This is a genomic window from Leifsonia shinshuensis (assembly GCF_031456835.1).
GTDB classification, from domain to species: Bacteria; Actinomycetota; Actinomycetes; order Actinomycetales; family Microbacteriaceae; genus Leifsonia; species Leifsonia shinshuensis_C.
In genome coordinates this window covers 709,543-735,041 of sequence record NZ_JAVDVK010000001.1, presented here as the reverse complement: position 1 = coordinate 735,041, position 25,499 = coordinate 709,543, and the positions used below count along the sequence as shown (strand labels likewise).

At 71.7% G+C, this 25,499-nt stretch carries 18 protein-coding genes; 6 read left to right on the top strand and 12 right to left on the bottom strand.

Annotated features, from left to right (window positions below; translation table 11 throughout):
- Positions 1–40: 40 nt before the first annotated feature.
- From J2W45_RS03635 to J2W45_RS03610, 6 genes are all read right to left on the bottom strand, one after another.
- Positions 41–5,950: an Ig-like domain-containing protein gene (locus J2W45_RS03635; RefSeq protein WP_310129087.1), complete on the bottom strand. Its 5,910-nt coding sequence runs from the start codon at positions 5,948–5,950 to the stop codon at positions 41–43.
- Positions 5,947–7,377 (bottom strand): serine/threonine-protein kinase, encoded by a 1,431-nt coding sequence (locus J2W45_RS03630; RefSeq protein WP_310129086.1) that lies wholly within the window; start codon positions 7,375–7,377, stop codon positions 5,947–5,949. Before J2W45_RS03630 ends, J2W45_RS03635 begins: the two co-directional genes overlap by 4 nt.
- A gap of 136 nt (positions 7,378–7,513) precedes the next feature.
- Positions 7,514–8,350 (bottom strand): PP2C family protein-serine/threonine phosphatase, encoded by an 837-nt coding sequence (locus J2W45_RS03625; RefSeq protein ID WP_310129085.1) that lies wholly within the window; start codon positions 8,348–8,350, stop codon positions 7,514–7,516.
- Entirely contained in the window at positions 8,347–9,582 is a 1,236-nt protein-coding gene (locus J2W45_RS03620) for an FHA domain-containing protein (protein WP_310129084.1), read from the bottom strand. The genes J2W45_RS03625 and J2W45_RS03620 overlap by 4 nt, the downstream gene beginning before the upstream one ends.
- A gap of 49 nt (positions 9,583–9,631) precedes the next feature.
- The gene (locus J2W45_RS03615; protein ID WP_310129083.1) at positions 9,632–10,360 is read right to left on the bottom strand and encodes a cache domain-containing protein; all 729 of its coding nucleotides are present in this window, start codon (positions 10,358–10,360) and stop codon (positions 9,632–9,634) included.
- Positions 10,353–11,138: a FadR/GntR family transcriptional regulator gene (locus J2W45_RS03610; RefSeq protein ID WP_310129082.1), complete on the bottom strand. Its 786-nt coding sequence runs from the start codon at positions 11,136–11,138 to the stop codon at positions 10,353–10,355. The genes J2W45_RS03615 and J2W45_RS03610 overlap by 8 nt, the downstream gene beginning before the upstream one ends.
- Before the next feature lie 66 nt (positions 11,139–11,204).
- On the opposite strand from J2W45_RS03610, the gene J2W45_RS03605 reads away from it, so the two are divergent.
- Genes J2W45_RS03605 through J2W45_RS03595 form a run of 3 tightly spaced genes read left to right on the top strand, consistent with a single transcriptional unit; the run spans position 11,205 to position 14,965 of the window.
- Positions 11,205–12,371, top strand: a complete 1,167-nt coding sequence (locus J2W45_RS03605) for a CaiB/BaiF CoA transferase family protein (RefSeq protein ID WP_310129081.1) — start codon at positions 11,205–11,207, stop codon at positions 12,369–12,371.
- A 21-nt stretch (positions 12,372–12,392) separates the two neighbouring features.
- Positions 12,393–13,556 (top strand): acyl-CoA dehydrogenase family protein, encoded by a 1,164-nt coding sequence (locus J2W45_RS03600; RefSeq protein WP_310129080.1) that lies wholly within the window; start codon positions 12,393–12,395, stop codon positions 13,554–13,556.
- Complete coding sequence (locus J2W45_RS03595; RefSeq protein ID WP_310129079.1) at positions 13,553–14,965, top strand: aldehyde dehydrogenase (NADP(+)); 1,413 nt, start codon at positions 13,553–13,555, stop codon at positions 14,963–14,965. The genes J2W45_RS03600 and J2W45_RS03595 overlap by 4 nt, the downstream gene beginning before the upstream one ends.
- A gap of 73 nt (positions 14,966–15,038) precedes the next feature.
- Here J2W45_RS03595 and J2W45_RS03590 read toward each other — a convergent pair whose 3' ends face one another.
- Complete coding sequence (locus J2W45_RS03590; RefSeq protein ID WP_310129077.1) at positions 15,039–16,586, bottom strand: APC family permease; 1,548 nt, start codon at positions 16,584–16,586, stop codon at positions 15,039–15,041.
- A gap of 89 nt (positions 16,587–16,675) precedes the next feature.
- A complete protein-coding gene (locus J2W45_RS03585; protein WP_310129076.1) occupies positions 16,676–18,112 on the bottom strand; it encodes a gamma-aminobutyraldehyde dehydrogenase in 1,437 nt (478 codons plus the stop codon).
- An 88-nt stretch (positions 18,113–18,200) separates the two neighbouring features.
- Here J2W45_RS03585 and J2W45_RS03580 point away from each other — a divergent pair, with 88 nt between their 5' ends.
- From J2W45_RS03580 to J2W45_RS03570, 3 genes are all read left to right on the top strand, one after another.
- Positions 18,201–18,683 (top strand): Lrp/AsnC family transcriptional regulator, encoded by a 483-nt coding sequence (locus J2W45_RS03580; RefSeq protein WP_310129075.1) that lies wholly within the window; start codon positions 18,201–18,203, stop codon positions 18,681–18,683.
- A gap of 2 nt (positions 18,684–18,685) precedes the next feature.
- Positions 18,686–20,101 (top strand): aspartate aminotransferase family protein, encoded by a 1,416-nt coding sequence (locus J2W45_RS03575; RefSeq protein WP_310129074.1) that lies wholly within the window; start codon positions 18,686–18,688, stop codon positions 20,099–20,101.
- 69 nt (positions 20,102–20,170) lie between these two features.
- Positions 20,171–21,559, top strand: a complete 1,389-nt coding sequence (locus J2W45_RS03570) for an NAD(P)/FAD-dependent oxidoreductase (protein ID WP_310129073.1) — start codon at positions 20,171–20,173, stop codon at positions 21,557–21,559.
- 123 nt (positions 21,560–21,682) lie between these two features.
- Here the strand turns inward: J2W45_RS03570 and J2W45_RS03565 are convergent, their stop codons facing one another.
- The 4 genes from J2W45_RS03565 to J2W45_RS03550 form a co-directional block, all read right to left on the bottom strand.
- A complete protein-coding gene (locus tag J2W45_RS03565) occupies positions 21,683–22,234 on the bottom strand; it encodes a YceI family protein (protein ID WP_310129072.1) in 552 nt (183 codons plus the stop codon).
- Positions 22,235–22,342: 108 nt separating this feature from the next.
- A complete protein-coding gene (locus tag J2W45_RS03560) occupies positions 22,343–23,542 on the bottom strand; it encodes a glycoside hydrolase family 3 N-terminal domain-containing protein (RefSeq protein WP_310129071.1) in 1,200 nt (399 codons plus the stop codon).
- Positions 23,543–23,558: 16 nt separating this feature from the next.
- Positions 23,559–24,554 (bottom strand): carbohydrate ABC transporter permease, encoded by a 996-nt coding sequence (locus tag J2W45_RS03555; protein WP_396427058.1) that lies wholly within the window; start codon positions 24,552–24,554, stop codon positions 23,559–23,561.
- A complete protein-coding gene (locus J2W45_RS03550; RefSeq protein WP_310129069.1) occupies positions 24,551–25,480 on the bottom strand; it encodes a carbohydrate ABC transporter permease in 930 nt (309 codons plus the stop codon). The genes J2W45_RS03555 and J2W45_RS03550 overlap by 4 nt, the downstream gene beginning before the upstream one ends.
- Positions 25,481–25,499 lie beyond the last annotated feature (19 nt).

Genomic DNA, 25,499 nt, shown 5'->3' with positions numbered 1-25,499 from the left:
TGCCGCGGGATGCGGCTCACCTCAGTATGGCGTCCGCTGCTCACGGCATCCCCGATCCCGGGTACGACGCGGAGTACGTGTCGCCGCCGGACACGACCCGGACCACCAGCGTGGGCGACGGGTCGTTCGCCGGCGCGGTGCACGACGCGGTCTGGCCGGCGGGCGGCATCGGCAGCTCCGTGGTGCCGTCGCAGCTGTAGGTGACGGCGTCGTAGGCGCCGGTCGGCCAGCCGGTCCAGGTGAACACGTGGCTCGCCGGGTCGTACCGCTGGCCGTCGATGGCGAGGCTCACCGCGACGCCCAGGTCTTGCGTCGCGTTCTGGTCGGTGCACAGCGAGGAGCCGTCCGGGTATCCCTCGCACACCCGGGTGATGCGCACGGTGAGCGGCACCCCGTAGTGGTTGCCCGAGCCGGAGAGCACCCCGCTCGTGCCCGCCAGCGTGCCCGAGTCGACGACCGCGCCGCCGCTGAGGAGCTGGTAGTCGAAGCGCGGGTTCGATCCGCCGCCGGCGTTGTAGGAGATGGTGACGGGGAAGTCGACCGTCGTGCCGTCCTGCTGCCGCGGGCCGACCGCGATCCCGGTCACGTCGCCGGGCGACTGCCGCGGGGTGGCGCTCACGATGGCGGCCGGCGTGCAGCCCTGGCCGTTGTAGGCGTAGACGATGAAGTTGTAGCTCTGGTTGGGGCTCAGCCCGGTGAAGACGGTGCTGCCGCCCTGCACCCGGCGGAGATTGTTGGCGGACAACGTGGGCTGGCCGGACTGCACGCCCGTCACCTGGCAGCTCGTCGGGTTTCCGCCCTGGAACACCGCGACGTAGTAGTCGGTGATGGCCTTGCCGTTGTCGCCGAAGACGTTGGACCAGCTCAGGGTCGCGCTCGTGCCGCCCTTGGTGTCCGGGGTCGCCACCGGGGCGATGCCGGTCGTGGTGGGCGCACCGGCCGGGACGCCGCTCCCCTGGCTCTGGTTCCACGTCGTGCGGCCCTGGTAGAACTCGTTCCGCGACGACACCGTGTAGGCGATGGCGGCGCCGTTCGCGATGCCCGGGTCGGTGATGTTCAGGGCGTAGCTGGTCCCCACCGGATCGGAGCCGGAGACCTGCAGCGCGTTGGTCACGCCGCCGAGCGACACGACGTAGGAGGTGATCGGGCTGGCTCCCGGCGCGTCCGCCGGCTTCGACCAGGTGATGCGCAGCCCCTGGTCGAGCGGCGACGACGACAGCGCGGTCGGCGCGTTCGGGATGACGTCGGACCAGACCGGCTCGGCGTAGGCGGTCGGATCGGAGAGTCCGAGGGCGTTGCGGGCGCGCACGCTCAGGGTGACCGCGTTCGCCGGGCCGTTGCCGGGCGTCGTGATCGCGCAGGTGGTGGTGGCGCACGGGGTGGTGGAGAGCACCTGCCCGGTCGACGCGCTCGCCATCGTCACCTCGAACCCGGTGATCGGCGAGTTGTTGAACGCGCCCGGGATCCAGCTGAGCGTCAGGCTGCGATCGGCGATGGTGCCGATCTGCACGTTCGACACGGGAGCCGGGCGGTCCTGGACCGACACCGTGACCGTTCCCCAGGTGTATCGGTCCGGGTCGCCCGTGGCGTCCGCCACCTCGTACTGGAGCGTGGTGTCCGCGGCCGCGGCGGTCGACGAGACGGACACCTGCAGCTGCGAGTTGTCGGCGCTCGGGGTGATGGTCAGGCCGTCCGGCAGCCCGCTGCCGATGCCGCGGACCGCGACGACGGTCAGCGGCTTGCCCGGGAACGGGTTGGTGGCGCCGTCGTTGGCCAGCACGTCGACGGAGGAGGTCTGCCCGCGCGGTGCGATCACCCGGTCGGGCTGCGGGCTCGCCAGCGGCCGTGTCGACGGCACGACGGAGATGTCGATGCGCCCCGCCTGGCCGGCGTTCACCGCATCCTTCACACCGATCGAGAGCGAGGGCGTCGACCCCTTCGCCGTCCCGGTCGCCACGGTCACCGTCAGCTTCTGCCCGTCGAGCGACGCGCTCACGCCCTCGGGACGCGGGTTCTGGATGGAGTACACCAGCTCGCCCTGGTCCTTGGCGTAGGGGTACTTCGTGATCTTGGTCAGGTCGATCGTCTTGGTCTGGCCGGGCTCGAAGTCGATGAGCGCACCCGTGAACACCGGCGGCTGGTTCTCGCGCGGCGTCACCTCGATGGGCAGGACGATCGTGGCGACGTTGCCGGACGGGTCGGTCGCGCTCGCGCCGTCGGTCACCTGGAACGAGATCGACGCCGGGCCGAAGTACCGCGGCGACGACGTGAACTGGAGGGTGTCGTTGCCGGCGACCAGGTCGTCGCCGTTCGCGTGGGTGGCCCGGACGGTGGCCGCGTCGGTGAGCCGCACCTTCCGGTCGCCGACCGCGACGATGTAGTCGTTGAGGTGGATGGTGAGCGTCTTCTCGCTCACCACCGTCAGTTTCGGGGCGCCGCGCTTGAGCTGCGGGAGGGCGTCGTCGTACCCGGGCACGTGGACGAAGCCGTAGGCGACGACGGACTCGTCCTCCGGGTTGGCGACCCGGAACGGGACGATCTGGCTCTTCGCCCCGATGGCGATCCGGAGCCGCTTCGAGGAGGTGACCTGCGCGTCCGCGCTGTAGCCGGGCACGAGCGACAGCTTGAGCGTCGAGACCGGACCGTCGGCGAAGAAGACGTTGGCGAGCACGTTGACGTCGACCCGCTCCTTGCCCAGGATGTCGGACAGGCCGAGCGTGGTGTCCGAGACCACCGGCCGCGCGGGCGGCGCCTTCGGGTCGACGGTCAGCCGGAGGAAGGCCTGACTCGTGCCGCCGCGCTCGTTCTGGATCGTGTAGAGGAAGCCGTAGGCGCCCGGCGTCTTGGGGGCCGTGACCGTCACGAGGTCATCGGCCACCTTCGCCTTGGCCTTGCCGTCGAGCGAAGCGACGGCGGTGACGCTGAGCGGGCTGCCGTCGGGGTCGCTGTCGTTGGCGAGGACCTGCACCGTGAGGGTGCGGCCCGGGCGCGCGGTCACGTCGTCCTCGACCGCGATCGGGTTGCGGGCGCCCTCCGCCCGCGCGGCGATGCCGACGCGGACGGTCCCGGTCGCCCGGGCGCCGAGCGCATCCACCACAGCGTACGTGAAGGTGTCGGTGCCGGCCGAGTAGTCGCCGGCCTGGAAGTCCATCCAGTCCGGCCCGGAGGCGATCACGGCGCCCTTCTGCGGATTGGTCTCCTGGCCGATGAACTGCACCGAGTCGCCGTCCGGGTCGATGCCGGAGAGCGGGACGGTGATGCGGACGGTGTCGCCGGCGAGCACGCGCGCGGTGACGGTCTTCGGCACCGGCGGGTTGTTCGTCGCGGCGTCGCGCTCGCGCACGGCGATGGTGACCTCGGCGGTCGCCCACTGTCCGTCGGCGCCGTACACCTTGTACGCCGCCGTGTAGTTGCCGGGCTTCGACGGCGCCAGGTAGCGCAGGTGGTCGCCGCTGACGAACAGCAGGCCCGCTCCGTTCGGCAGCGGTGTCGCGAGCGTCGGATCGAGGGTCAGCGTGTCGCCGTCGGGCTGGACGTCGTTGGCCAGCACGGGGATGTCGACCACGTCGCGCACGCGCACCGAGACCGAGTCGGGTGCGGCGATCGGCGGCTGGTGGACCGTCAGCGGGGGCAGCTGGACGACCGTGACCGTTCCGACGGTGTCGGCGAGGCCGTTGCTGAGCCGGTAGTGGAAATCGACCGGTCCGGCGAGCGGCCGGCTGAGCGTGACCCGCAGGGTGCGCTGCTGGAGCACCTGGACGCGGACGCCGCTCGACGCCTCCGGCTCCGTCGCCCCGGTCACGAGCAGCACGCCGCCCGACGGGTCGATGTCGGTCGAGAGCACGTCGACGTCCTGCGAGGACTGCTCGCGGATGAACGCGGTGTGCGGCACCGCGATCGGCGCCGTCTTGGCCCCGGGCGGAGCCTTGACCTCGACGCGCACCACGCCGGTCGACGTGATGACGCCGTCGGTCACCGAGTACTCGATGTTGTGCGTCCCCGCCTGGTCGGACTCGAAGCGGAACGTGCCGCCCTGGTAGTCGGGCGTGATCGTCGCGTCGGCCTTCGTGGGCACGGTGCTGAGCCGGACGGTTCCGTTGCCGCCCCGCACGTGGTCGAGCGGCGACACCGTGACCTCCTGGCCCTGGTAGGCCAGCACGGCGAACGGGTCGGCGATGATCGGCACCTGGCCCGGCGGACGGACCGTCACGGCGAGCAGCCCGGCGGACTCGGCCCGGCCGTCGGAGAGGGTGAGCGCCACATCCTTCACGCCGGTGCCGTCGCCGTGGTCCGAGTAGGCGACCTGGCCCTGGGGGGTGAACGTCACGGTGTCGGGGGCCGGGATGGACGCCGCCGACAGGTAGAACGAGTCGCCGTCGGGGTCGTAGCAGTCGCCGAGCACCGCCGACGTCACGCGGCCGCCGGCCTGGACCACCGCCTTCGCGTTCCGGACGCAGACCGGCGGCGCGTTCTCGCCGGAGGTGCGGACGGTCACGGTGACGTGGGCGCTCGCGGTCCCGCCCCGGCCGTCCGAGATCGTGTAGTCGAAGCCGATGGAGCCCGTGGCGGTGTCCGGCAGCGACAGCTGCAACTGCTGGTCCGCGTTGGTGAGCTGCAGCGTCCCCTGCGTGGCGGGCACGGCGGTGAACGAGTCGATCGTCAGCACGTCGCCGTTGGGGTCGTAGTCGTTGAGCAGCACCGGGAGCGGCGTGACGCGGCCGGGGCGCGCGCCGAAGGTGTCCGCGACGGCGACGGGAGGCTGCTCCTGCTTCTCGTACTGCGGCGCCGTGTCCTGCTTGGTCTGGTTGACGAGCTCCTGGGTGGTCTTCTTGGAGACGAGTTCATCCCAGTTGTCGATGCGGGTGTTGCCGCTCTGGACGGCCCACGCGACGCCCGAGCGCCCGTCGTTGAGGACCACCCGGTCGCCGTTGGCCCGGAAGTCGAGCGTGGCGCCGGCCGGGACCTGGTCGAGCGTCGAGCGCTCCCCCGCGCCGGTGCTCGAGCAGGAGCGCCACGCCGTCCCGGCGCTCCAGGCGGCGTAGGTGCACCCTGCCACGGTCACCGGCGCGGCCGGCGTGCCGCTGACCTGCGCGACCGGACGGGTCGCCCGGCCGCCGTCGAGCGGCACCCGCACGAGACCCGTCCCTGTGGCGATCCAGACCGCGTCCCCGTCCGCGGACGGCTGCTGCAGCACCGGCTCGGCCCCCACGGCCAGGAACGCGCCCAGGTCGACGGCGCGTCCGTCCACCCACAGCGTGCGCTGGTCGGGATCGAGCAGCGCCCAGTGCCCGCCGACCGCGGTCAGGGACACGTTCGCGCCGTCGCCCCGCGTCGCGACCGGGGTGGTCGTGGTCGACGGCTCGGCCGCGTTGAGGTCGGCGCGCACCAGCGAGCGCGTGCCCGGCTGGTAGGCGAAGAGCACACCGGACGGATCCATCGCCGAGACGGCGCGGCCGCCCAGGTCGACGGTGGCCGCCGAGCCGGAGTTGAACCGGTCGAGCTGCGCCACGGAGGTCAGCCACAGCTGCCCGGTGGTCTGCGACAGGAGCGCGACGTGGCCTCCCGCGAGCGACACCTGCGGCGACCGCGGAGGGAGGGCGACCGACTTGCCGGCCTCCGCCTTCGCGGGATCCACGACCGCGATCGTGTTGGCCTCGCGGTCGATCAGCAGCACATCGGTGCCGTCCTGCACGACGTCGAGCGCCTCGCCGGTGCCCGCGACGACCGAGTTGAGCTTGTCGATCTCGGTGTTGGCCCGGCCGAGCGACTTCTTCGCGTCGCTGGCCACCCACACCGCCGCGTCGTCGAGGTGCAGGTGCTGCGCGCTGTATCCCCCGGACACGACCGCCAGGGTGGTCACGAGCGCCGCGATGGCCGTGCCGCTGACCGCCGTCGCCGCGACGGACTTGTGAGCGGCCAGCCAGGACCCGAGGCGCGCGAGCGGGGTCACGTCCCGTCCGTCCGCTCGACGCACTTCTGGCCGCTGGGCGTGCCCGTCTTGCCGTCGCGGTTCACGGTGACCGTGACGCACACCGTCTCGCCGGGCTTCGCATCCACCCGGAACTCGGTGGCGTGCTGGCTGCTGGGCGGCTGGTCCTGAACGGTCACCTGGTAGGTGTCGCCGCTCTGCAATCCGGGATCGCTCCAGCTGAACACGATCGTGCTGCCGGTCACCCGGCCGCTCAGGTCGCGGACCGTGGGGATGTCGCCGTTCGACCCGGCGCGCACCAGCACGACGGACGCCGTCACAGCCAGTACCACGACCAGCGCCGCGCAGGCGATGAGCGACGCGACGAGCGCGCGCGAGACCTTCGACGGGGGCGCCTGCTGCGGCGTCTGCGCGCTGCCGGCGCTCTCCCGGACCACCGTGTGCGTCGCGGCCCGGGTGACCGTCGCGGAGGCGGGCGCCGTCCGGCGACGGCGGCGGCGCGCGCCCGGATCGACGGCGACGACGCCTTTGACGCGGGTGCGGTCCTCCGGGTCGCCGGCCGTGGCCAGCGCCCAGTCGTCCATGGCGACCTCGATCGGCGTCTGCGGCAGCTCGAGCTCGGCCTCCACCGCCTGCAGCTCGCGGATGAACTCGAGGGCGCTGCGCTGACGCTGCCCGGGCTTGCGCGACATCGACCGCAGCAGCACCTGCTCCAGCCGCGGCGGGACGTCGGCCCGGCCGATCGGCAGCGGCCGGCTCTTGGTGATGCGCTGGATGAGCTCGGCGGAGGTGTTCTCCTTGCCCGGCACCTCGAACGGGGAGCGCCCGGCGAGCAGCGAGTACATCGTCGCGCCGAGCGACCAGACCTCGCTGGCGATCGTGCCGCTCGTCTCATCGAGCAGAACTTCGGGGGCCGACCACGGGATCGACAGGCCGATGGCCTCCGTGACGTCGGCCTCGCTGAGCGTCGCGGCGATGCCGAAGTCGCTCAGCACCGGGTGCCCGTAGGCGGTGCTCAGGATGTTGGACGGCTTGATGTCGCGGTGCAGCACCCCGGCGCGGTGGGCCGTCTCGACGGCGCTGGCGATCCGGACGCCGATGCTGAGCACCTCCGGGACCGACAGCGGCTCCGACCGGTACCGCTGTCCGATCGCCGCCGAGCACAGCTCCATGACCAGGTAGGGACGCCCGTCCGACGACACGCTCGCCTGGTAGACGGTGAGGATCGAGGGATGCGTGCTCAGCTGGGCCATGAGGTTGGCCTCGGCCTGGAACATCTGCTTGACCTGGCTCGTGACCACCTCGGCCAGCATCACCTTGACCGCGACCTGGCGGCGGGGCATGTTCTGCTCGTAGAGGAACACGTCGGCGAACCCGCCGGACCCGAGCACACGCACGTACGAGAATCCGGGGAGGTTCGGCGGCTGGGACGGCAAACGCCGGGCCATGGCTCCTCCGGTTCGTCGACGAAACGCGTTCGCGGCTGCAAAAGCGTTTGATAATTGTAGGCAGCCGCTCCTGAGCCGCAGCCGGGCCGGACCCGCACTGGGGACAACTCGATTACCCCCAAGTCGGGGGACAGTTTCAGTGTCTGCGGGCGGGCCTGCGGGACTCCCCGTCGCGGTGCGCTCCCGACTCCGGCGTCGCCAGCACGTCCACCACCACCACGGTCACGTTGTCGCGCCCGCCGTTGCCGAGCGCCGCATCCATCAGCTGCTGCGCCGCGTCGAGCGGGGACGAGCCCTCGCCGAGGAAGTAGCGGATGCCGTGCTCGGTCAGCTCCTTCGTCAGGCCGTCCGAGCAGACCAGCAGCCGGGAGCCGGCGACGATCGGCAGCAGGAAGTAGTCCGGGACCGGGTCCTCGTTGAAGCCGACCGCGCGGGTGATGACGTTGCTGTGCGGGTGGACTTCGGCCTCGGCCGGCGTGATGGCGCCCGCGTCGAGGAGCTCCTGCACGATCGAGTGGTCGACCGTCAGCTGCTCCAGCGTGCCGTCGCGGTAGCTGTAGACCCGGGAGTCGCCGATGTTGAACACCAGCCAGTAGGGCGAGCCGTCGACCAGGGTCAGGGCGATCCCGGTCACCGTCGTCCCCGTGCCGAGGTCGGTGTGCCCGACCCCGCGGCTCATGTCGTCCACGGCCGCGCGCAGGGCCTCGGTGAGCGTCACCTCGCCGACGAAGTCCGCCTTCACCTTCTCGGCGAGGCGCGTCACCACCGCCGTGCTGGCGAAGTCGCCCGCGGTGTGACCGCCCATCCCGTCGGCGACGGCGAAGATCGGCGACCGCGCGAGGAGGCTGTCCTCGTTGACGCTGCGCCGGTATCCCGTGTCGCTCAGCGCGGCCCACGAGAGACTGATGCGCGCGTCGGGATCGCCGGGGACGGCCACCGTGTGGCGTCTGCTGCTGCGACCGATCTGGGTCACTCGCGTCCTTCGTCTCGTCGGGCGGTGATCTCGATGATATTACCGTCGCCGATCTCGACCCTCGCTCCTGCGAGCACGACCACCGACTCCCCCGGCCGCAGCCGGCGGGCGCCCGCGGGACCGGTCACGACGGTGCCATTCGTCGAACGGAGGTCGGTCACCACGACGGCGTCCCCCGACTGCTCGATGCGGGCGTGCGTCGACGACACCTCCTGCGTCGGCGATGCGACCGTCGCCAGCCGCGGCGTCTCGCCGGATTCCACCCGCTGCATCGTGGGGCGCCGTCCCACCAGGACCGGGGCGTCGAGCGCGATGGTGTCCCCCGACGGGAGGCGCACCGCGAAGGTCGCGCGGGGCGGAGGAGCGACGACCGGCTCGGTGATGGGCAGCTCATCCGTGGGCACGACGGTGAGCGGGGCGGACGGCGTGTCGCGCTCCAACGGCCCAGCGGGCGGCGGCGGGATGCGCGGCGCGGCGCTCGCGGGTCCGGGCGCCGGTGCGGCGGTCGGCTCCTCGATGTCGACCGCACCGGGCAGTTCGTGGGCGGCGGGGTGGACGGCAGGGGGCACGACCTCCGGGTCGTCGGCCGCAGCGCCCGCACCCCGGCCGAACAGGCTCGAGCTCCGGTTGCGGTCCCGGATGATCGTCTCCTCGGCCGCCGGGCCGGCGGAGGCGTCGTCCGGCGCCTCGGCGGCTGCCTCGCCCCGGGCCGGTGCGGCGCTCCGTTCGGCGCGCTCGATCGGCGTCAGCGTCCAAGTGAGGAGCTCGCCGTCGGCGATGCCGATGCCGAGCGGCAGCGAGCCGATGGCCAGCCGCGCGACCGGTCCGGTCGCCGCGTCGTCGCCCTGCAGCACGAGGCCCGTCACGGTGCGGAACTCCGCCAGCACCCACGGCTGGACGCCCCCGGCGGAGAACCGGCGTGCTCCCCCGACGGAGAACACGTCGATCGCCGCGGAGCCGCGGACGACCGCCGTGACCGTCACCTCGCCCGCCGCGTTGGGCTCGGCGAGCTCCGCGACGGCGAAGGACCGCACGCTGTCGGGTCCGGCCAGCGGGAACGCACCCACCACGGACTCGATGGTCGCGAGGTCCGAGTCGGCGAGCCAGTACACGGCGTCGACGATCTCGTCGGAGACGGTGCTCTCGACGGCGGCGACGAAGCGGCGCCCGGCGATGAGCAGCCATCGCGAGGGGCCGGCCGTCGGGGCGTAACGGATGAAGCCGCCAGTCATCGTCGGCTCCTCTCGTGGTCGATGCGAGTGTAGCCGGGAACCGGCACGGTCACCGAGCGACGGGATGCTCGACCAGGCGGAACGGGGTCCCGGCGCAGTGGCGCGCGCGGTCCGGCACCGCGACGACCGTCCCGACCGCGACCGCGGGGTCGGTGGACACCGTGACGCGCCCCGCCGCGTTGACCAGGGCGAGCGGCCGCCCGGCGGCGAGCATCCCGGGGAGCAGCTCGCGCTCCAGCCGCTTGACGTACACGTCGACCCCGACGACCCCGATCATCGCGCCCGAACGCTCCACCGGCGAGGTCACGGTGACGATGTAGTCGCACGCGCACAGATGGTCGACGTACGGGCCGGTGACGTGCGTGCGGTGGGTGGACTGCGGGATGCGGTACCACTCCAGCGAGCGGAGGTCGCGGAGGTACTCGGAGTACGAACGGGACGCGAGATCGAGCTTCGACGGCCCCGAGGTGGCGCCGAAGACGGGATTGTCGTCGAGCGCGCCCAGCCACCAGGCGAACCGCAGGTCGCCCTCCGGCCCCTCCGGCGCGGCGATGTAGCCCGCGCCGATGAGCAGCGGGTCGTCGGCGTCGAGTGCGGGCAGCACCAGCGCGGCGACACGCTCGTCCACCGTCCCGTCGCCCGGGCCGGGCAGCGCCTCGCGCCAGCCGTCGAGGGTCGCGTGGATGCGTGCGAACAGCTCCTCGACCTGAGCCGCCGCCGCGTCGACCGCCGCCGCGTCGACCGCCTCCGCGCCGTGCGCCGCCGGCGTCTCAGCCACCGATCGCACCCCCGGTCTCGATCCGCGCCTTCGCGGCGAGCAGCCACCGGGCGACGGCACCGAGGAGGGCGCTCACACCCGCACGGGCGCGCTCGGCGTCGCGGGCCGCGACCGCGTCGGCGACGCCGTGCACCGCATCCCGGGTCGCCGTCCGCAGGGCCGCGTCGCGCATCCCCAGCCAGAGCAGCGGCCCGAACTCGGCCTGCAGCCGCAGCTGCTCGCGCACCAGCCGGGTGGACTGGCTGAGCACGGCGAGTTCGAGCAGGAAGCCGCCGGCGCTGCGCCGCGCCTCCGGAGCCTTGGAGAAGTCCGCCGCCGCGAGCCAGGCGCGCAGGCGCGCGTCGTCCTCGGCGGTCGCACGCTCGGCGGCGCGGTCGGCGCAGCCCGCGGCGATCGCGGTGACGTACACCGCGAGGTCGCCCAGCTCGACCTGCGAGAGTCCGCGGAGACGCGTGGTGAGGAGGGCGTCGTCCGGGTCGCCCGGACGGACCACGAAGCTGCCTCCGTCACGTCCGCGACGAGTCTCCAGGAGTCCGTCCTGGCGCAGCATCCCCAGGCCCTCGCGAGTGGTCACCAGGGCGACGCCGAAGCGACGGGCGAGCTCCGCCTCGCTGGGCAGCCGCTCCCCCGGCGCGAGGACGCCGAGCACGATGGCGTCGGCGAGCCGCCGGGCGACCTGCTCCGCCCGGCCGGCGTCCGCGAGCTGAGCGAAGACGGCGTCGCGCGCACCCGGGACAGCGCGCGTCGTCTGCGGCACGGTGCGGGGCTCGCTGGTCACGGGACCACGATATCCCGCGCGATTCATCCGGTATAGGATGAATCGACGTCGAGCAAAGGAGCGCGGATGGCGGAGCCGACCCCGGAGGGCCTCCCGGCCGGCGTCCTCGCAGGTGTCCGCGTCGCCGACTTCTCGCGCGTCCTGGCCGGGCCCTACGCCACGATGATGCTCGCCGACTTCGGCGCGGACGTGGTGAAGATCGAGAGCCCGACGGGCGACGACACGCGCGCTTGGCGGCCGCCGGCCGACGAGGCGGGCGAATCCACCTACTTCGGCGCGGTCAACCGGAACAAGCGGTCCGTCGTCTGCGACCTCGGCACGTCCGACGGCCTCGCCGCCGCGCGCCGGCTGGCGGAGACCGCCGACATCGTCGTCGAGAACTTCCGCCCCGGCGTCATGGAGCGCTTCGGCCTCGACGAGGCGACGCTCCGAGCAGCGAACCCGCGGCTCGTGTACTGCTCGATCACCGGTTTCGGCCGCGACGCGGGCGCGGCGCTGCCCGGCTACGACCTCCTCGTCCAGGCGGTCGGCGGCCTCATGAGCATCACGGGATCACCCGGCGGCGAGCCCACGAAGGTCGGCGTCGCCCTGGTGGATGTGCTCACCGGCCTGAACGCGTTCTCCGGCATCCTGCTCGCCCTCCGGCAGCGGGAGGCGACCGGGCGCGGCTCGCGCGTCGACGTCGACCTCCTCGGCTCGCTGCTCGCCGCCCTCACCAACCAGGCGTCGGGCACCCTGGCGACGGGACGCTCCCCCGAGCGGCTCGGGAACGCGCATCCCAGCATCGCGCCCTACGAGCTGTTCCGGGCCGCCGACCGCGACCTGGTCGTCGCCGTCGGCAACGATCGTCAATTCGCCGCCTTCGCCGCCGCACTCGGGCGGCCCGCACTGGCGACGGACCCGCGCTTCGCGACCAACGAGGCGCGCGTCGCCCACCGCGCGGAGCTGCGCGAGGCGCTCGAACCGCTGCTCGCCGTCCGCCCCGCCGCGGACTGGGTCGCGACGCTGACCCGCGAGCGGGTCCCGGCGGGTCTCGTCAACGGCGTGGCCGAGGCGTTCGCGTTCGCGGCGTCGCTCGGCCTCGACCCGGTCGTCGAGACCGTGGACCCCGCCACCGGCCGCCGCTCCCGGCAGCCGGCGACGCCCATCCACCTGGACACGGCACCGGCCGTGCACCGCACCCCCGCCCCGCTGCTCGGCGCGCACGACGCGCGCTGGGCCGACGAGGACTGACCACCGGCGAGAGGACCCACCGTGACGACGACGCTCGACGAGGCGTTCAGCATCGACCATCTGCTCAGCGACGAGGAGCGGGGCTGGCGCGACCGCGCGCGCGCCTTCGCCGCCGACCGCATCCGGCCGGTGATCGAGCAGGACTTCGAGGACAAGCACTTCCGCCGCGAGCTGGTCGCCGAGCTGGGTGCGCTCGGCGTGCTCGGCATGCACCTGAAGGATGAGGGATGCGCGGGAGCGGGCGCGGTCAGCTACGGTCTCGTCTGCCACGAGCTGGAGGCGGCCGACAGCGGCTGGCGCACCTTCGTCTCGGTGCAGGGGTCGCTTGCGATGAGCGCGATCTCGAAATTCGGCTCCGACGAGCAGAAGGCCGAGTGGCTCCCGCCGATGGCGCGCGGCGAGAAGATCGGCTGCTTCGCCCTCACCGAGCCCGACGGCGGCAGCGACCCGGCGGCCATGCGCACCCGCGCACGGCGCGACGGCGACGACTGGGTCATCACGGGCAGCAAGCGGTGGATCGGCCTCGCCGCCCTCGCCGACATCGCCGTCGTGTGGGCCGCGACCGACGACGGCGTGCGCGGGTTCCTCGTCCCGACGTCGACCCCCGGCTTCACGGCCACGGCGATCGACGGCAAGCTCTCGATGCGCGGGTCGGTGCAGTGCGACATCGTGCTCGATGAGGTGCGCATCCCCGGCTCCGCGCAGTTGCCCGGGGCGCGCGGGCTCTCCGGGCCGTTCGCGTGCCTCAACGAGGCCCGCTACGGGATCGTCTGGGGAGCGATGGGCGCCGCACGCGACTGCCTGGAGGTGTCCATCGCGCGGGCGACGAGCCGGGAGGTGTTCGGCCGTCCGATCGGCGCCAACCAGCTCATCCAGGAGAAGCTCGCGAACATGCTCGTCGAGTACGAGAAGGGCGTGCTCCTCGCCCTGCACCTCGGGCGCCTCAAGGAGGCGGGAAATCTCACGCCGACGCAGATCAGCGTCGGCAAGCTCAACAGCGTGCGCGAGGCGCTCGCGATCGCGCGCGAGGCCCGCACCATCCTCGGCGGCGACGGCATCACGAACGCGTTCCCGGTCATGCGGCACATGGCGAATCTCGAGTCGGTGCGGACCTACGAGGGAACCGACGAGATCCACACCCTCGTGCTCGGCCGGGCGCTCACCGGGCTGGCGGCGTTCGCATGAGCGGCGGGACTGCGACGACGATGACCGCAGTGGATGACGCGGTCGCGGCCGCTTCACGCTCCGGGATCGCGCGCACCACGCGGGACGAGCGCGCCGACCGGCTGGAGGCGCTCGCCGACGCCCTGGAGGCCGACCGCGCGGACCTCGTCGCCATCGCCCACGACGAGACCCACCTCTCGACCGCGCGTCTCGACGGCGAGGTGACCCGCACGGCGGCGCAGCTCCGCTTCTTCGCGGGCGTCGCTCGCGAAGGCGGATACCTGGAGGCCGTCGTCGAGTCTCCCGACCCGTCGCTCGTGCCGCCGCGCCCGGATCTCCGCCGCATCCTGCGCCCGCTCGGCCCGGTCGCCGTGTACGCGGCCTCCAACTTCCCGTTCGCGTTCTCGGTGCTCGGCAACGACACCGCGTCGGCCCTGGCCGCCGGGTGTCCCGTGATCGTGAAGGCGCACCCCGGGCATCCAGAGCTCTCGCGCGCGACCGCTGCTCTCGCCGCGGCGGTTCTGCCCGCGGGCTGGTTCGGCTTGGTGGAAGGGATGGACGCGGGCGTCGAGCTGGTGCGTCACCCCGGCGTCCGCGCCGCCGGCTTCACCGGCTCCGTCCGCGGCGGCCGCGCGCTGTTCGACCTCGCGGTGTCGCGTCCCGACCCCATCCCCTTCTACGGCGAACTGGGCAGCATCAACCCGGTCGTCGTCACCCGGCAGGCCGCGGCGGAACGCGCGGCCGAGATCGGCACGGGACTCGTCGGCTCCTTCACCCGCGACGCCGGCCAGTACTGCACCAAGCCGGGGCTCGTCATCATCCCGGCGGGCGGCGGGGTCGAGGAGGCGGCGCGGGCCGCCCTCGGCGACGCGCCCGCGAGCCGGCAGCTGACGCCGCGGATGGCCGATGCGTTCGCGGACGGCGTCGAGGCGCTGGCCGCGCGACCGGAGGTGACGGTCACCCGCGGCAGCGGTGGCGATGGTGTCTCGACGCCCACCATCGTGTCGGTTCCGGCCGGCGCGTTCCTGGCGGATCCCGAGACCTTCCTCGCCGAGTGCTTCGGCCCGGTGACCGTGGTGGTGAGCTACGCGGACGACGAGCTCGACCGCATCCTGAGCGCCCTGGAGCACTCGCTCACCGCGACGATCCACCGCGGATCCGGGGAGGACGTCACCGCGCTCGCCGAGCGCCTGTCGGGCATCGCGGGACGTCTGCTCTTCGACGGCTGGCCGACCGGCGTCGCGATCGGCTGGGCGCAGCACCACGGCGGCGGCTGGCCGGCCACCACCGCGAGCGTGCACACCTCGGTCGGCGCGACGGCCATCCGCCGCTGGCTGACGCCGATCGCCTACCAGGACGCGCCCCAGGAGGTGCTCCCGCCGGAGCTCCGCGACGGCAACCCCCTCGGGATCCCGCGCCGCGAGTCCTGACCCGCCGCACGAGATTCGTGCCAAATCGCGGTCTCACCGAGGCGAGAACCGCGATTCGGCACAAATCGTGCGCTCAGACGGCGGCGTCGGGAGCGGTCGCCGCGGGGGCCGCATGCTCCGTGGGCGCCGCGCGCCGCGCGCGCAGCAGCTCGGCGACGCGGATCGCGTCGCCCTCCGGCGCATCCGAGTGACGGTCCGGCCGCGCGATGAACAGGTAGAGCAGACCGGCCCCGGCGACGATCCCGAGCCCGATGAGCACGATCCAGTCGTTGAACACGCTGCCCGTCGCCGTCGGCCACGCCAGCAGCACCATCGCGAACACGCCGTAGGCGAGCGCCAGGATGTTGACGACCAGACCGGCGCCGCCCAAACTGAACGGCCCGGCGGGACGCCACCCCTTCACCCGCTGCCGCAGCGACGCCAGCACGACCGACTGGAACGCCACGTAGATGCCGAGCACGGCGAAGGCGGTCACCTGCGTGATCAGGCCGTCGGGACCGACGTAGACGATCAGCGTGATGAGCACCGGGATGCTGCACGCCACGATCAGCGCGTTGACCGGCACCTTCGTCCGCGGCGACACCTTCGCCAGCCACCGGTGCGCCGGGATCATCCCGTCGCGGGCGAACGAGAACAGCAGCCGGCTCGCCGCCGCCTGCAGGCTCAGCACGCAGGACAGGAACGCGGTCACCGCGACGACGAGGAAGATCTTGGCGCCGACCGTGCCGAGCGCCGACTGCAGGATCTCGGGGATCGGGTCCACGTCCTTGCCCGCGACGATCTTCTCGAGGTCGGGAGCGGCGAGCACATAGCCGCCGAACGCGAACAGCGCCGAGACGCCGCCGACGAGGATCGTCATCGACATGGCCTTCGGGATGCGACGCGCCGGGTCCGCGACCTCCTCCGCCACATCCCCGCACGCCTCGAACCCGTAGAACAGGAACAGGCCGGCCAGGGCCGCGCCGAGGAACGCCACAAGGTACGACCCGTCGCCCTGCACACCCATGGTGTCGAAGAACACCGAGAACGGGTGCTTGCGCTGGAAGATCAGCAGGTACAGCCCGACCGCGATCACGCCGATCAGCTCCGCTGCGAGCCCGATGCGGGCGACGGTCGCCAGCGTCTTCGTCCCCGTGAAGTTGAGGGCAAGCGCCACCACCAGAAGCAGCACGGTGAGCCCGAGCGTGACCTCCTTGGTCGGCTCCAGCCCGAACAGGCTGGCGAGGAAGCCGCTCCCGTATCCGGCGACCGCGGTGATGGTCACGATCATCGCCCAGATGTAGATCCAGGCCGCCATCCAGGCGTACCTCCGGCCCCACAGCCGCCGCGCCCACGGGTAGATGCCGCCGTGGATCGGGTACTGCGAGACCACCTCGCCGAAGACGAGGGACACCAGGAGCTGCCCGGCGCCGACGATCACGATCCACCAGATGGAGGGCGGCCCGCCGGTGGCCATCGCCACGGCGAACAGCGAGTACACGCCGACCAGGGGCGACAGATAGGTGAAACCGAGGGCGAAGTTCGCCCAGAAGGTCATCGACCGGTTGAAGGAGTCCTCGTATCCGAGGACGGCGAGGTGCTCGCCGTCCCCGAGGTGCTCGGACGGGTGCTCTGCAGACATCGACTGCCTTTCGCTTCTGTTCCACACGACGATGTGTGTGGAGGCAGCGTAGCGGAGACGGCGGCTCGATACCTATAGGACAGGATGATTCACTCGCCGATGTACGACATCACGTGCTTGATGCGGGTGTAGTCCTCGAAGCCGTACTGCGAGAGGTCCTTGCCGTAGCCGGAGTGCTTGAACCCGCCGTGCGGCATCTCGGCCACGATCGGGATGTGCGTGTTGATCCACACGCAGCCGAAGTCGAGCCCCTTGGCGAACCGCATGGCGCGACCGTGGTCCTTCGTCCAGACGGACGACGCGAGCCCGTAGCTCACGCCGTTGGCGTTCGCCAGCGCCTCCCGCTCGTCGGAGAACCGCTGCACCGTCTGCACCGGGCCGAAAATCTCGTTCTGAACCGCCTCGTCGTCCTGCCGCAGCCCGGACACGATCGTCGCCTCCCAGAAGTAGCCGCGGTCGCCCTGACGGCGGCCGCCGGTCTCCACCCGTGCGTGGTCGGGCAGCCGGTCGACGAAGCCCTCCACCTGCGCGAGCTGGTTGGCGTTGTTGAGCGGACCGTAGAGGATGCCGGCCTCGCGCGGCGCTCCCGTGCGGGCGTTGTCGCGGGCGTACTGCGCGAGCGCCGCAACGAACTCGTCGTGGATGCCGTCCTGCACCAGCAGCCGGGTGGCCGCGGTGCAGTCCTGACCGGCGTTGAAGTACCCGGCCGCGACGATGCCCTCCACCGCCTTCTCGAGGTCGGCGTCGTCGAAGACGATCACCGGCGCCTTGCCGCCGAGCTCCAGGTGCACACGCTTCAGGTCGAAGGAGGCGGCGCGTGCCACCTCCATGCCCGCGCGGACGGAGCCGGTGATCGAGATCAGCTGGGGCACCGGGTCCGCGGTCATCGCGGCCCCCGTCGTGCGGTCGCCGAGCACCACGTTCAGCACGCCCGCCGGGAGGAACTCGGCGGCGACCTCCGCCAGCAGCAGGGTCGAGAGCGGCGTCGTGTCCGACGGCTTGAGCACGGTCGTGTTGCCGGCCGCCAGCGCCGGGGCGAACTTCCACACCGCCATGTTCAGCGGGTAGTTCCACGGCGTCACCTGGCCGACGACGCCGATCGGCTCGCGACGGATGAACGACGTGTGGTCGGGCATGTACTCCCCCGCCGAGCGGCCCTCCAGGTTGCGGGCGGCCCCGGCGAAGAAGCGGATCTGGTCGACGGAGAGCAGGATCTCGTCCTCGACGAGCGTGGCACGCGGCTTGCCGGTGTCCAGGGACTCGACGTCGGCGAACTCCTCGGCCCGCGCCTCCATCGCGTCGGCGATCCGGAACAGGGCGAGCTGCCGCTCGGCCGGCGTGGTCTGTCCCCACACGCCGAAAGCACGCTCCGCAGCACGGTAGGCGTCGGCCACATCCTCCGCCGTCGAGACGGGAGCCGTCCCGTACACGTCCTCGGTCGCGGGGTCGATCAGGGGGATGCCGGACGAGCCGCGCGCCTCCACGTGGCGGCCGTCGACGAAGTTCCGCAGTTCGGGTGTGCTCATGCCCGCAGCCTACTGATTTCGTCACCGGAATGGCCAGATACGTGCGGAATCGCTTGCCAGGTGCCTGATCCGCTGACAGAATCGGTCCATGAGTACCCCTCGGGCAACGAACGGCCAGAAGGCTGCGACGATCGACGACGTCTCGAAGGCGATCATCGAGCAGTTGCAGGTGGACGGCCGCAAGTCGTACGCGGAGATCGGCAAGGCCGTCGGTCTCAGCGAGGCGGCTGTGCGCCAGCGCGTGCAGAAGCTCACCGAGTCGGGTGTGATGCAGATCGTGGCCGTGACGGACCCGATGCAGCTCGGCTTCTACCGGCAGGCGATGATCGGCGTGCGCTGCACGGGCGACACGCGGGCGGTCGCCGACAAGCTGGCGGCCATGCCGGACGTGGACTACGTGGTGCTGACCGCGGGCACGTTCGACATCCTCGCCGAGGTGGTGTGCGAGAACGACCTCGACCTCATCACGATGCTCAATTCCGAGATCCGGACGCTGGAGGGCGTGCTCTCCACCGAGACGTTCGTGTATCTGAAACTCCACAAACAGTTCTACAACTGGGGAACGCGATAACCATGACGACAACCGTAGAAACGTTCGGCGAACCCATCGCGGCCGAGGAGGCGGCGCTGCAGGCCAAAGCGCGCGATCACCTCTGGATGCACTTCGCCCGCCAGTCGGTGATGGAGGAGGGCCACGGCGTCCCGATCATCACGCGCGGCGAGGGCCACCACATCTGGGACTCCCACGGCAAGCAGTACATCGACGGCCTCTCCGGACTCTTCGTCGTGAATGCCGGCCACGGCCGCAAGCGCCTCGCCGAGACGGCGGCCAAGCAGGCCGAGCAGCTCGCGTTCTTCCCCATCTGGTCCTACGCCCACCCGAACGCGATCGAGCTGGCCGACCGGCTGGCCTCCTACGCTCCGGGCGATCTGAACCGCGTCTTCTTCTCCACCGGCGGCGGCGAGGCGGTCGAGACCGCCTTCAAGCTGGCCAAGTACTACTGGAAGCTGCAGGGGCGCCCCACCAAGCACAAGGTGCTCTCCCGCGCCGTCGCCTACCACGGCACCCCGCAGGGCGCGCTGGCGATCACCGGCATCCCCGCCATGAAGGAGATGTTCGAGCCGCTGACGCCGGGCGGGTTCCGCGTCCCGAACACCAACTTCTACCGCGCCGACGAGATGGGCGCTCCGAGCGACGACATCGAGGCCTTCGGCGTCTGGGCGGCGAACCGCATCGAGGAGATGATCCAGTTCGAGGGTCCGGAGACCGTCGCCGCGATCTTCCTCGAGCCGGTGCAGAACTCCGGCGGATGCTTCCCGCCGCCCCCCGGCTACTTCCAGCGGGTGCGCGAGATCTGCGACAAGTACGACGTGCTCATGGTGAGCGACGAGGTCATCTGCGCCTTCGGCCGCATCGGCCACATGTTCGCGTGCGACGAGTACGGCTACGTGCCGGACATGATCACCTGCGCCAAGGGCATGACCAGCGGCTACTCCCCCATCGGCGCGACGATCATCAGCGACCGGATCTACGAGCCCTTCAAGCACGGCAACACGTCGTTCTACCACGGCTACACCTTCGGCGGTCACCCGGTCTCGGCCGCGGTGGCGCTCGACAACCTGGACATCTTCGAGGAGGAGCGCCTCAACGAGCGCGTCCGCGAGAACTCGCCGCTGTTCCGCGCCGAGCTCGAGAAGCTGCTCGACCTGCCGATCGTCGGCGACGTGCGCGGCGCCGGCTACTTCTTCGGCATCGAGCTGGTGAAGGACAAGAACACCAAGGAGACGTTCGACGACGACGAGTCGGAGCGCCTGCTCCGCGGGTTCCTGTCGAAGGCCCTCTTCGACGCGGGCCTCTACTGCCGCGCCGACGACCGCGGCGACCCCGTCGTCCAGCTCGCCCCGCCGCTCACCATCGGGCCGAGCGAGTTCGTCGAGATCCGCCAGATCCTGGAGTCGGTGCTCACCGAGGCGTCGAACCACCTGTAGGCCACCCGAGGGACGAGTCCGGGATCGCGCACGCGGTCCCGGACTCGTCTCTTAAGGAAGAGGAGCGCAATGGACTACCGCAGCGTCGGCTTCTGGTTCGACTCCATCGCGGAGGCGGAGGACGGCTTCCGCCCCCGCCCCGGCCTCGACGCCGACCTGGAGGCGGACGTCGCCATCGTCGGCGCCGGCCTGACCGGCCTGTGGACGGCGTACTACCTGCAGGAGCACGACCCGGCGCTCCGGATCGTGCTGCTGGAGAAGGAGGTCGCCGGGTTCGGCGCCTCCGGCCGCAACGGCGGCTGGTGCTCGTCCCTCTTCCCCTGGTCGGCGTCCAAGCTCGAGCAGCGGTACGGCTTCGACGCCGCTGTGGCCACACGGCGCGCGATGGTCGGGACCGTGGACGAGGTGGGCCGCGTCGCCGAGGCCGAGGGCATCGACATCGACTACGCGCGCGGAGGAACGGTGACCTTCGCGCGGTCCGCCCCGCAGGTGGCCGCCGCGCGCGCCGAGTTCGAGGAGTCGGAGCGCTTCGGCGTCGACCACGTGTCCCTGTGGGGCACCGAGACGGTGCGCGCCCGGTTCCGGGCGGCGGACGCCGTGGCCGCGATCTTCACGCCCGCGTGCGCGCGCATCCACCCGGCGAAGCTGGTGCGGGGCCTCGCCCGGGTCGTGGAGCGGCGGGGCGCCACGATCGCCGAGGGCACCACGGTGCAGTCGTGGGAGGGCGGGACCGTCCGGGTGCGCTCGGGAGGCGCGGACCGCGTCGTCCGGGCCGGAACCGTGGTGAACGCGACCGAGGGATACGGCTCGCAGCTCCCCCAGATCGGACGGCGCATCCTGCCGCTCTACTCGCTGATGATCGCGACGGAGCCGCTGCCCGACGCGACCTGGGAGCGCATCGGAATCGAGCACGGTCAGACGTTCACCGACTTCCGGAACCTCATCGTCTACGGGCAGCGCACCGCCGACAACCGCTTCGCGTTCGGCGGACGCGGCGCGCGCTACCATCTCGGCAGCGCCATCCGGCCGGAGTACGACCGGTCTCCGCGGGTACGCGAGCACCTCATCCGCACCCTGTTCGACCTGTTCCCGGATGCGGCGGGCGCCCGGGTGACGCACCACTGGGGCGGCCCGCTCGGCGTGCCCCGCGACTGGCACGCGAGCGTCGGCTACGACGCCGAGGCACGCGAGGCCTGGGCCGGCGGCTACGTCGGCGACGGGCTGAGCACGACCAACCTGGCCGGCCGCACGCTCGCCGACCTGCTCACGGGTACCCGTACCGAGCTGACCGCGCTGCCGTGGGTCGGGCACCGCTCGCCGCGCTGGGAGCCGGAGCCGCTGCGCTTCGCCGGCGCGAACGCCGGGCTCGTCGCGATGGAGTCCGCCGACCTCGAGGAGTCGGTCACCCGCCAGCCCTCCGTCGTCTCCCGCGCCCTCGGCCCGCTGATCGGTCACTGAACGGCGAACGCCCCGCCGTCGAGTCCACGATTTCTGCACGCTCGCGGGGCGATCAGCGTGCAGAAAGTGCGGACTCGACGACGGGGCGTCGTCGAGGGGGCGCGGAGGCTCAGGCGGCTGCGATCAGGCCTGAGCGAGGACGGCCTGGAGCTCCAGCGTGATGGTGACCTCGTCGCCGAGCAGCATGCCGCCGGTCTCGAGCGCGGCGTTGTAGGTGAGGCCGAAGTCCTCGCGGTTGATCTTGGTCTTGGCGGTCGCGCCGGCCTTGTAGTTGCCGTACGGGTCCTGACCGAAGCCGCCGAAGTCGAACTCGAAGGTGACGGGCTTGGTGACGCCCTTGATGGTGAGGTCGCCGTCGACGAGGAACTCGCCGCCCTCGTGGCGCACGCCGGTCGACACGAAGTCGATGGTCGGGTGCTCCTCGGCCAGGAAGAAGTCACCGGTGCGCAGGTGCGCGTCGCGGTTCTTGTCCTTGGTGTTGATGGAGGCGACGTCGGCCTTGGCGGTGACCTTCGACTCGAGCGGGTTCTCGGCGGTCACGAAGGTGGCGTCGAAGTTCTCGAACACGCCCTTGACCTTGCTGATCATCAGGTGACGGATGCTGAAGCCGACCTCGCTGTGGGCGGGGTCGATGGTCCAGGTGCCTGCCTTGTAGCCGGGGATCTCGATGGTCACGGTTGTCTCCTCGAAGTCGTGCGCGGGCGGCCTTTCCACCCTGCGTCGAATACATGCAAGCGCATCGAATCCCGCTTCATTCCCGATTCCGGAAAAAATGTTGACGCGTCACTCTTTCGGCGCGAGCGACCGCCGCAGTCGGAGCAGCTTCAGCACGTCGGCGTCGAGCTGGGCGGCGGGGATGCGGCCCTGCTGCACGGCGGCGACCACCGCATCCACCAAGGCCGCGGGATCGGAACCGGCCGGCAGCACATCCAGCACCATCGTGTTGCCCGCGGCGATCGCCTGCACGGCGTTCTCACCCGGGTCCTGGTACTGCGGCAGACCCGAGTCCTGCAGCATCCGCAGGTCGTCGGTGATGGAGGCGCCGCGGAAGCCGAGCCGGTCGGTGAGCACGCGGTGCCAGGCGGCGGAGAGGGATGCGGGGGCCGCATCCACCTGCGTGTAGGCGAGGTGCCCGAACATCACCAGCTCGGCGCCGGCATCCACCCCGGCGCGGAAGCTCGGCGCATCCCGTGCCGCCCAGTCGGCCTCGCTGACGCCGGTCGAGGGGATGGCGTGGTGCGAGTCGGCCTCGCTCTCGCCGTGACCCGGGAAGTGCTTGAGCGTGCTGAGGACCGTACCGCGCTCCCCCGCCACCGACGCGGCGACCCGGGCGGAGGACGCCGCGGGGTCGGTCCCGAGCACCCGGTCCGCGATGAAGGAGGCCGGGTCGGCGGTGACGTCGGCCACGGTCCCGAAGTTCACCGAGACGCCCGCCTGCTTCAGCAGCTGCGCCCGGCGGGCGAACGCGGCCTGGGTCGCGGTGGGAGCCTGGCCGCGAAGCACGTCCGCGCCGGGCTGGTCGTCCCACGGCAGGCGGGTGACGTCGCCGCCCTCCTCGTCGATGCCGATCAGCGGAGGCAGGCCCGGGTCCGAGGCGCCCATGGCCGCCGTCTCGGCGGCCAGCGCCGCGGGCGTCGCCGGGATGTTGTCGCCCATCAGGATCATGCCGCCGAGCCCGTAGCGGTCGACGAAGCCTCGCAGAGCCGCCGGGTCGGTACCGGGCAGGTGCAGCATCAACAGGCTCGCCGCCTTCTGGCGCAGCGTCATGTTGGCCAGCCGCTGCCGGGCGTAGGCGGCGACGGGGTCGGGCGCGGGCGTCGCCGTGGCTCGGGCGGAGGGCGACGAGGATGCCGTACCGGTGTGCCCGCTCGTGCTCGGCCGCGCGGCCGGCGCCGCCGAGGCGCACCCCGCCAGGGTCGCGCCGAGCACCGCCATCACGGCGGCGGCCACGATCGCGGTCGTCCTCCGCCCGGCTCTGCGCATCCCTCGATGCTAGCCGTCAGCCCTTGACGGCGCCTCCGAGTCCCGCGCTGCGCAGGAACAGCCCCTGGAAGACGAGGAACAGCGCGATCGGGATGAGCGTGGAGATCGCCAGCGCCGCCAGGTAGACGTCGAGCTGGATGGCCGCCTGCAGGGTGGGCAGCCGCACCGACAGCGGCTGCATGCCGGGGTCCCGCAGCACGAGCAGGGGCCAGAGGTAGTCCTTCCAGGCCGCGATGATCGCGAACACCGACACGACGCCGAGGATGGGCTTCGACATCGGCAGCACGATCGACCAGAACAGGCGGAACGGGCCTGCGCCGTCCGTCCGCGCCGCCTCGAACACCTCGCGCGGCAGGTTGTCGAAGAACCGCTTCACCAGCACGACGTTGAACGCGCTCGCCCCCGCCGGCAGCCAGACCGCCCAGAAGGTGTTGATCAGCGACTGCCCGAGCAGCGGCGGGTTCAGGATGGTGAGGTAGAGCGGCACGAGCAGCACCACCGACGGCACGAACAGCGTCGTGAGGATGAGCCCGTAGAGCACCTTCCCGTACGCCGGCCGCAGGACGCTGAGCGCGTAGCCGGCGGTCGTCGCCACGATCAGCTGCGCGGCCCACGAGCCGGCAGCGACCCAGATCGTGTTCATGAACTGCACGTCGATGTGGACGGTCGACCACGCGGTCGACAGGTTCGCCCAGTCCACCCCGTGCGGGAACAGGGCCATCGGCGTCCGGAGCGTGTCCTCGGTCGGCGTGATGGCCGACTTGGCGAGCCACAGGAGCGGACCGAGACCGACGATCACCAGCACCACGAGCAGGACGCCGTGGACCACGCGCGTGGTCCAGCGCACCCCGGCCCTACGCCGGTCCGACACCGAGAGGATGCCGCGGTCGGCCGACTCGGCGGCCCGTCGACGGCGGCGCCGGCGCCGCGGAGGCTCGGGCGACGCACCGTCCTCGATGACGTCCGTCAGGACGGTGCGGACTTCGGGCGGGAGCGACGTCGTGGTGGTCAATTCTGGCTCCAGGACTTGGTGAGGCGGAAGTACACGAGCGACAGCACGGCGAGGAAGGCGGCGAGCATCAGGCTGAGCGCCGTCGCCGCGCCGTAGTCGCCGCCGAGCGAGTTCTGGAACGCGTAGCGGTAGATCAGCAGCAGGATGGTCACCGTCGAGTCGACCGGCCCGCCGCCGGTGAAGAGGAACGGCTCGAGGAACACCTGCGCCGTGCCGATGATCTGCAGGATGAGCGTGATGAGCAGGATGCTGCGCAGCTGGGGCAGGGTGACGTGCCAGATCTTGTGCCAGATGCCCGCGCCGTCCACCTCCGCCGCGTCGTAGAGCTCGGGCGCCACACCGGTGATCGCGGCCAGGTAGATGATGATGGTCCCGCCGGCCGCCGCCCAGGTCGCCTCGACGACGAGGGACGGCATCGCCTGCGCCGCCGACTGGATCCACGGCTGCGGCGGGATGCCCACCCAGCCCAGGATGGTGTTGAACACGCCGTCGGGGCGGGCGTCGTAGAAGAACTTCCACAGCAGCACCGCCACGACCGGCGGCACGACGACCGGCAGGTACGCCAGCGCGCTGTACAGTCCCCGCGCCCGCTTGACCTCGCTCATCAGCACCGCCGCGATCAGCGGCACCGGGTAACCGAGCACTAGCGCCAGCAGGGCGAACCAGGCGGTGTTGCCGACCGCGGTCCAGAACAGCGGGTCGTTCACCACCTGCACGAAGTTGTCCCAGCCCACCCAGGTCGGCGCGCTGACGAGGTTGGTGTGCTGGAAGCTCATCACCACACTGCGAACGATGGGCCACCACGAGAAGATCCCGAAGATCACCAGCATCGGCAGGAGGAACAGGAGGGAGCTGAGGCCCCCGCCGCGCACCCAGGTGAGGGGCGTGCGGCGGGGACGGCTCAGCTGTCGATCGTGTGTCGTCACTTGTCTGCGTTCGTCACTT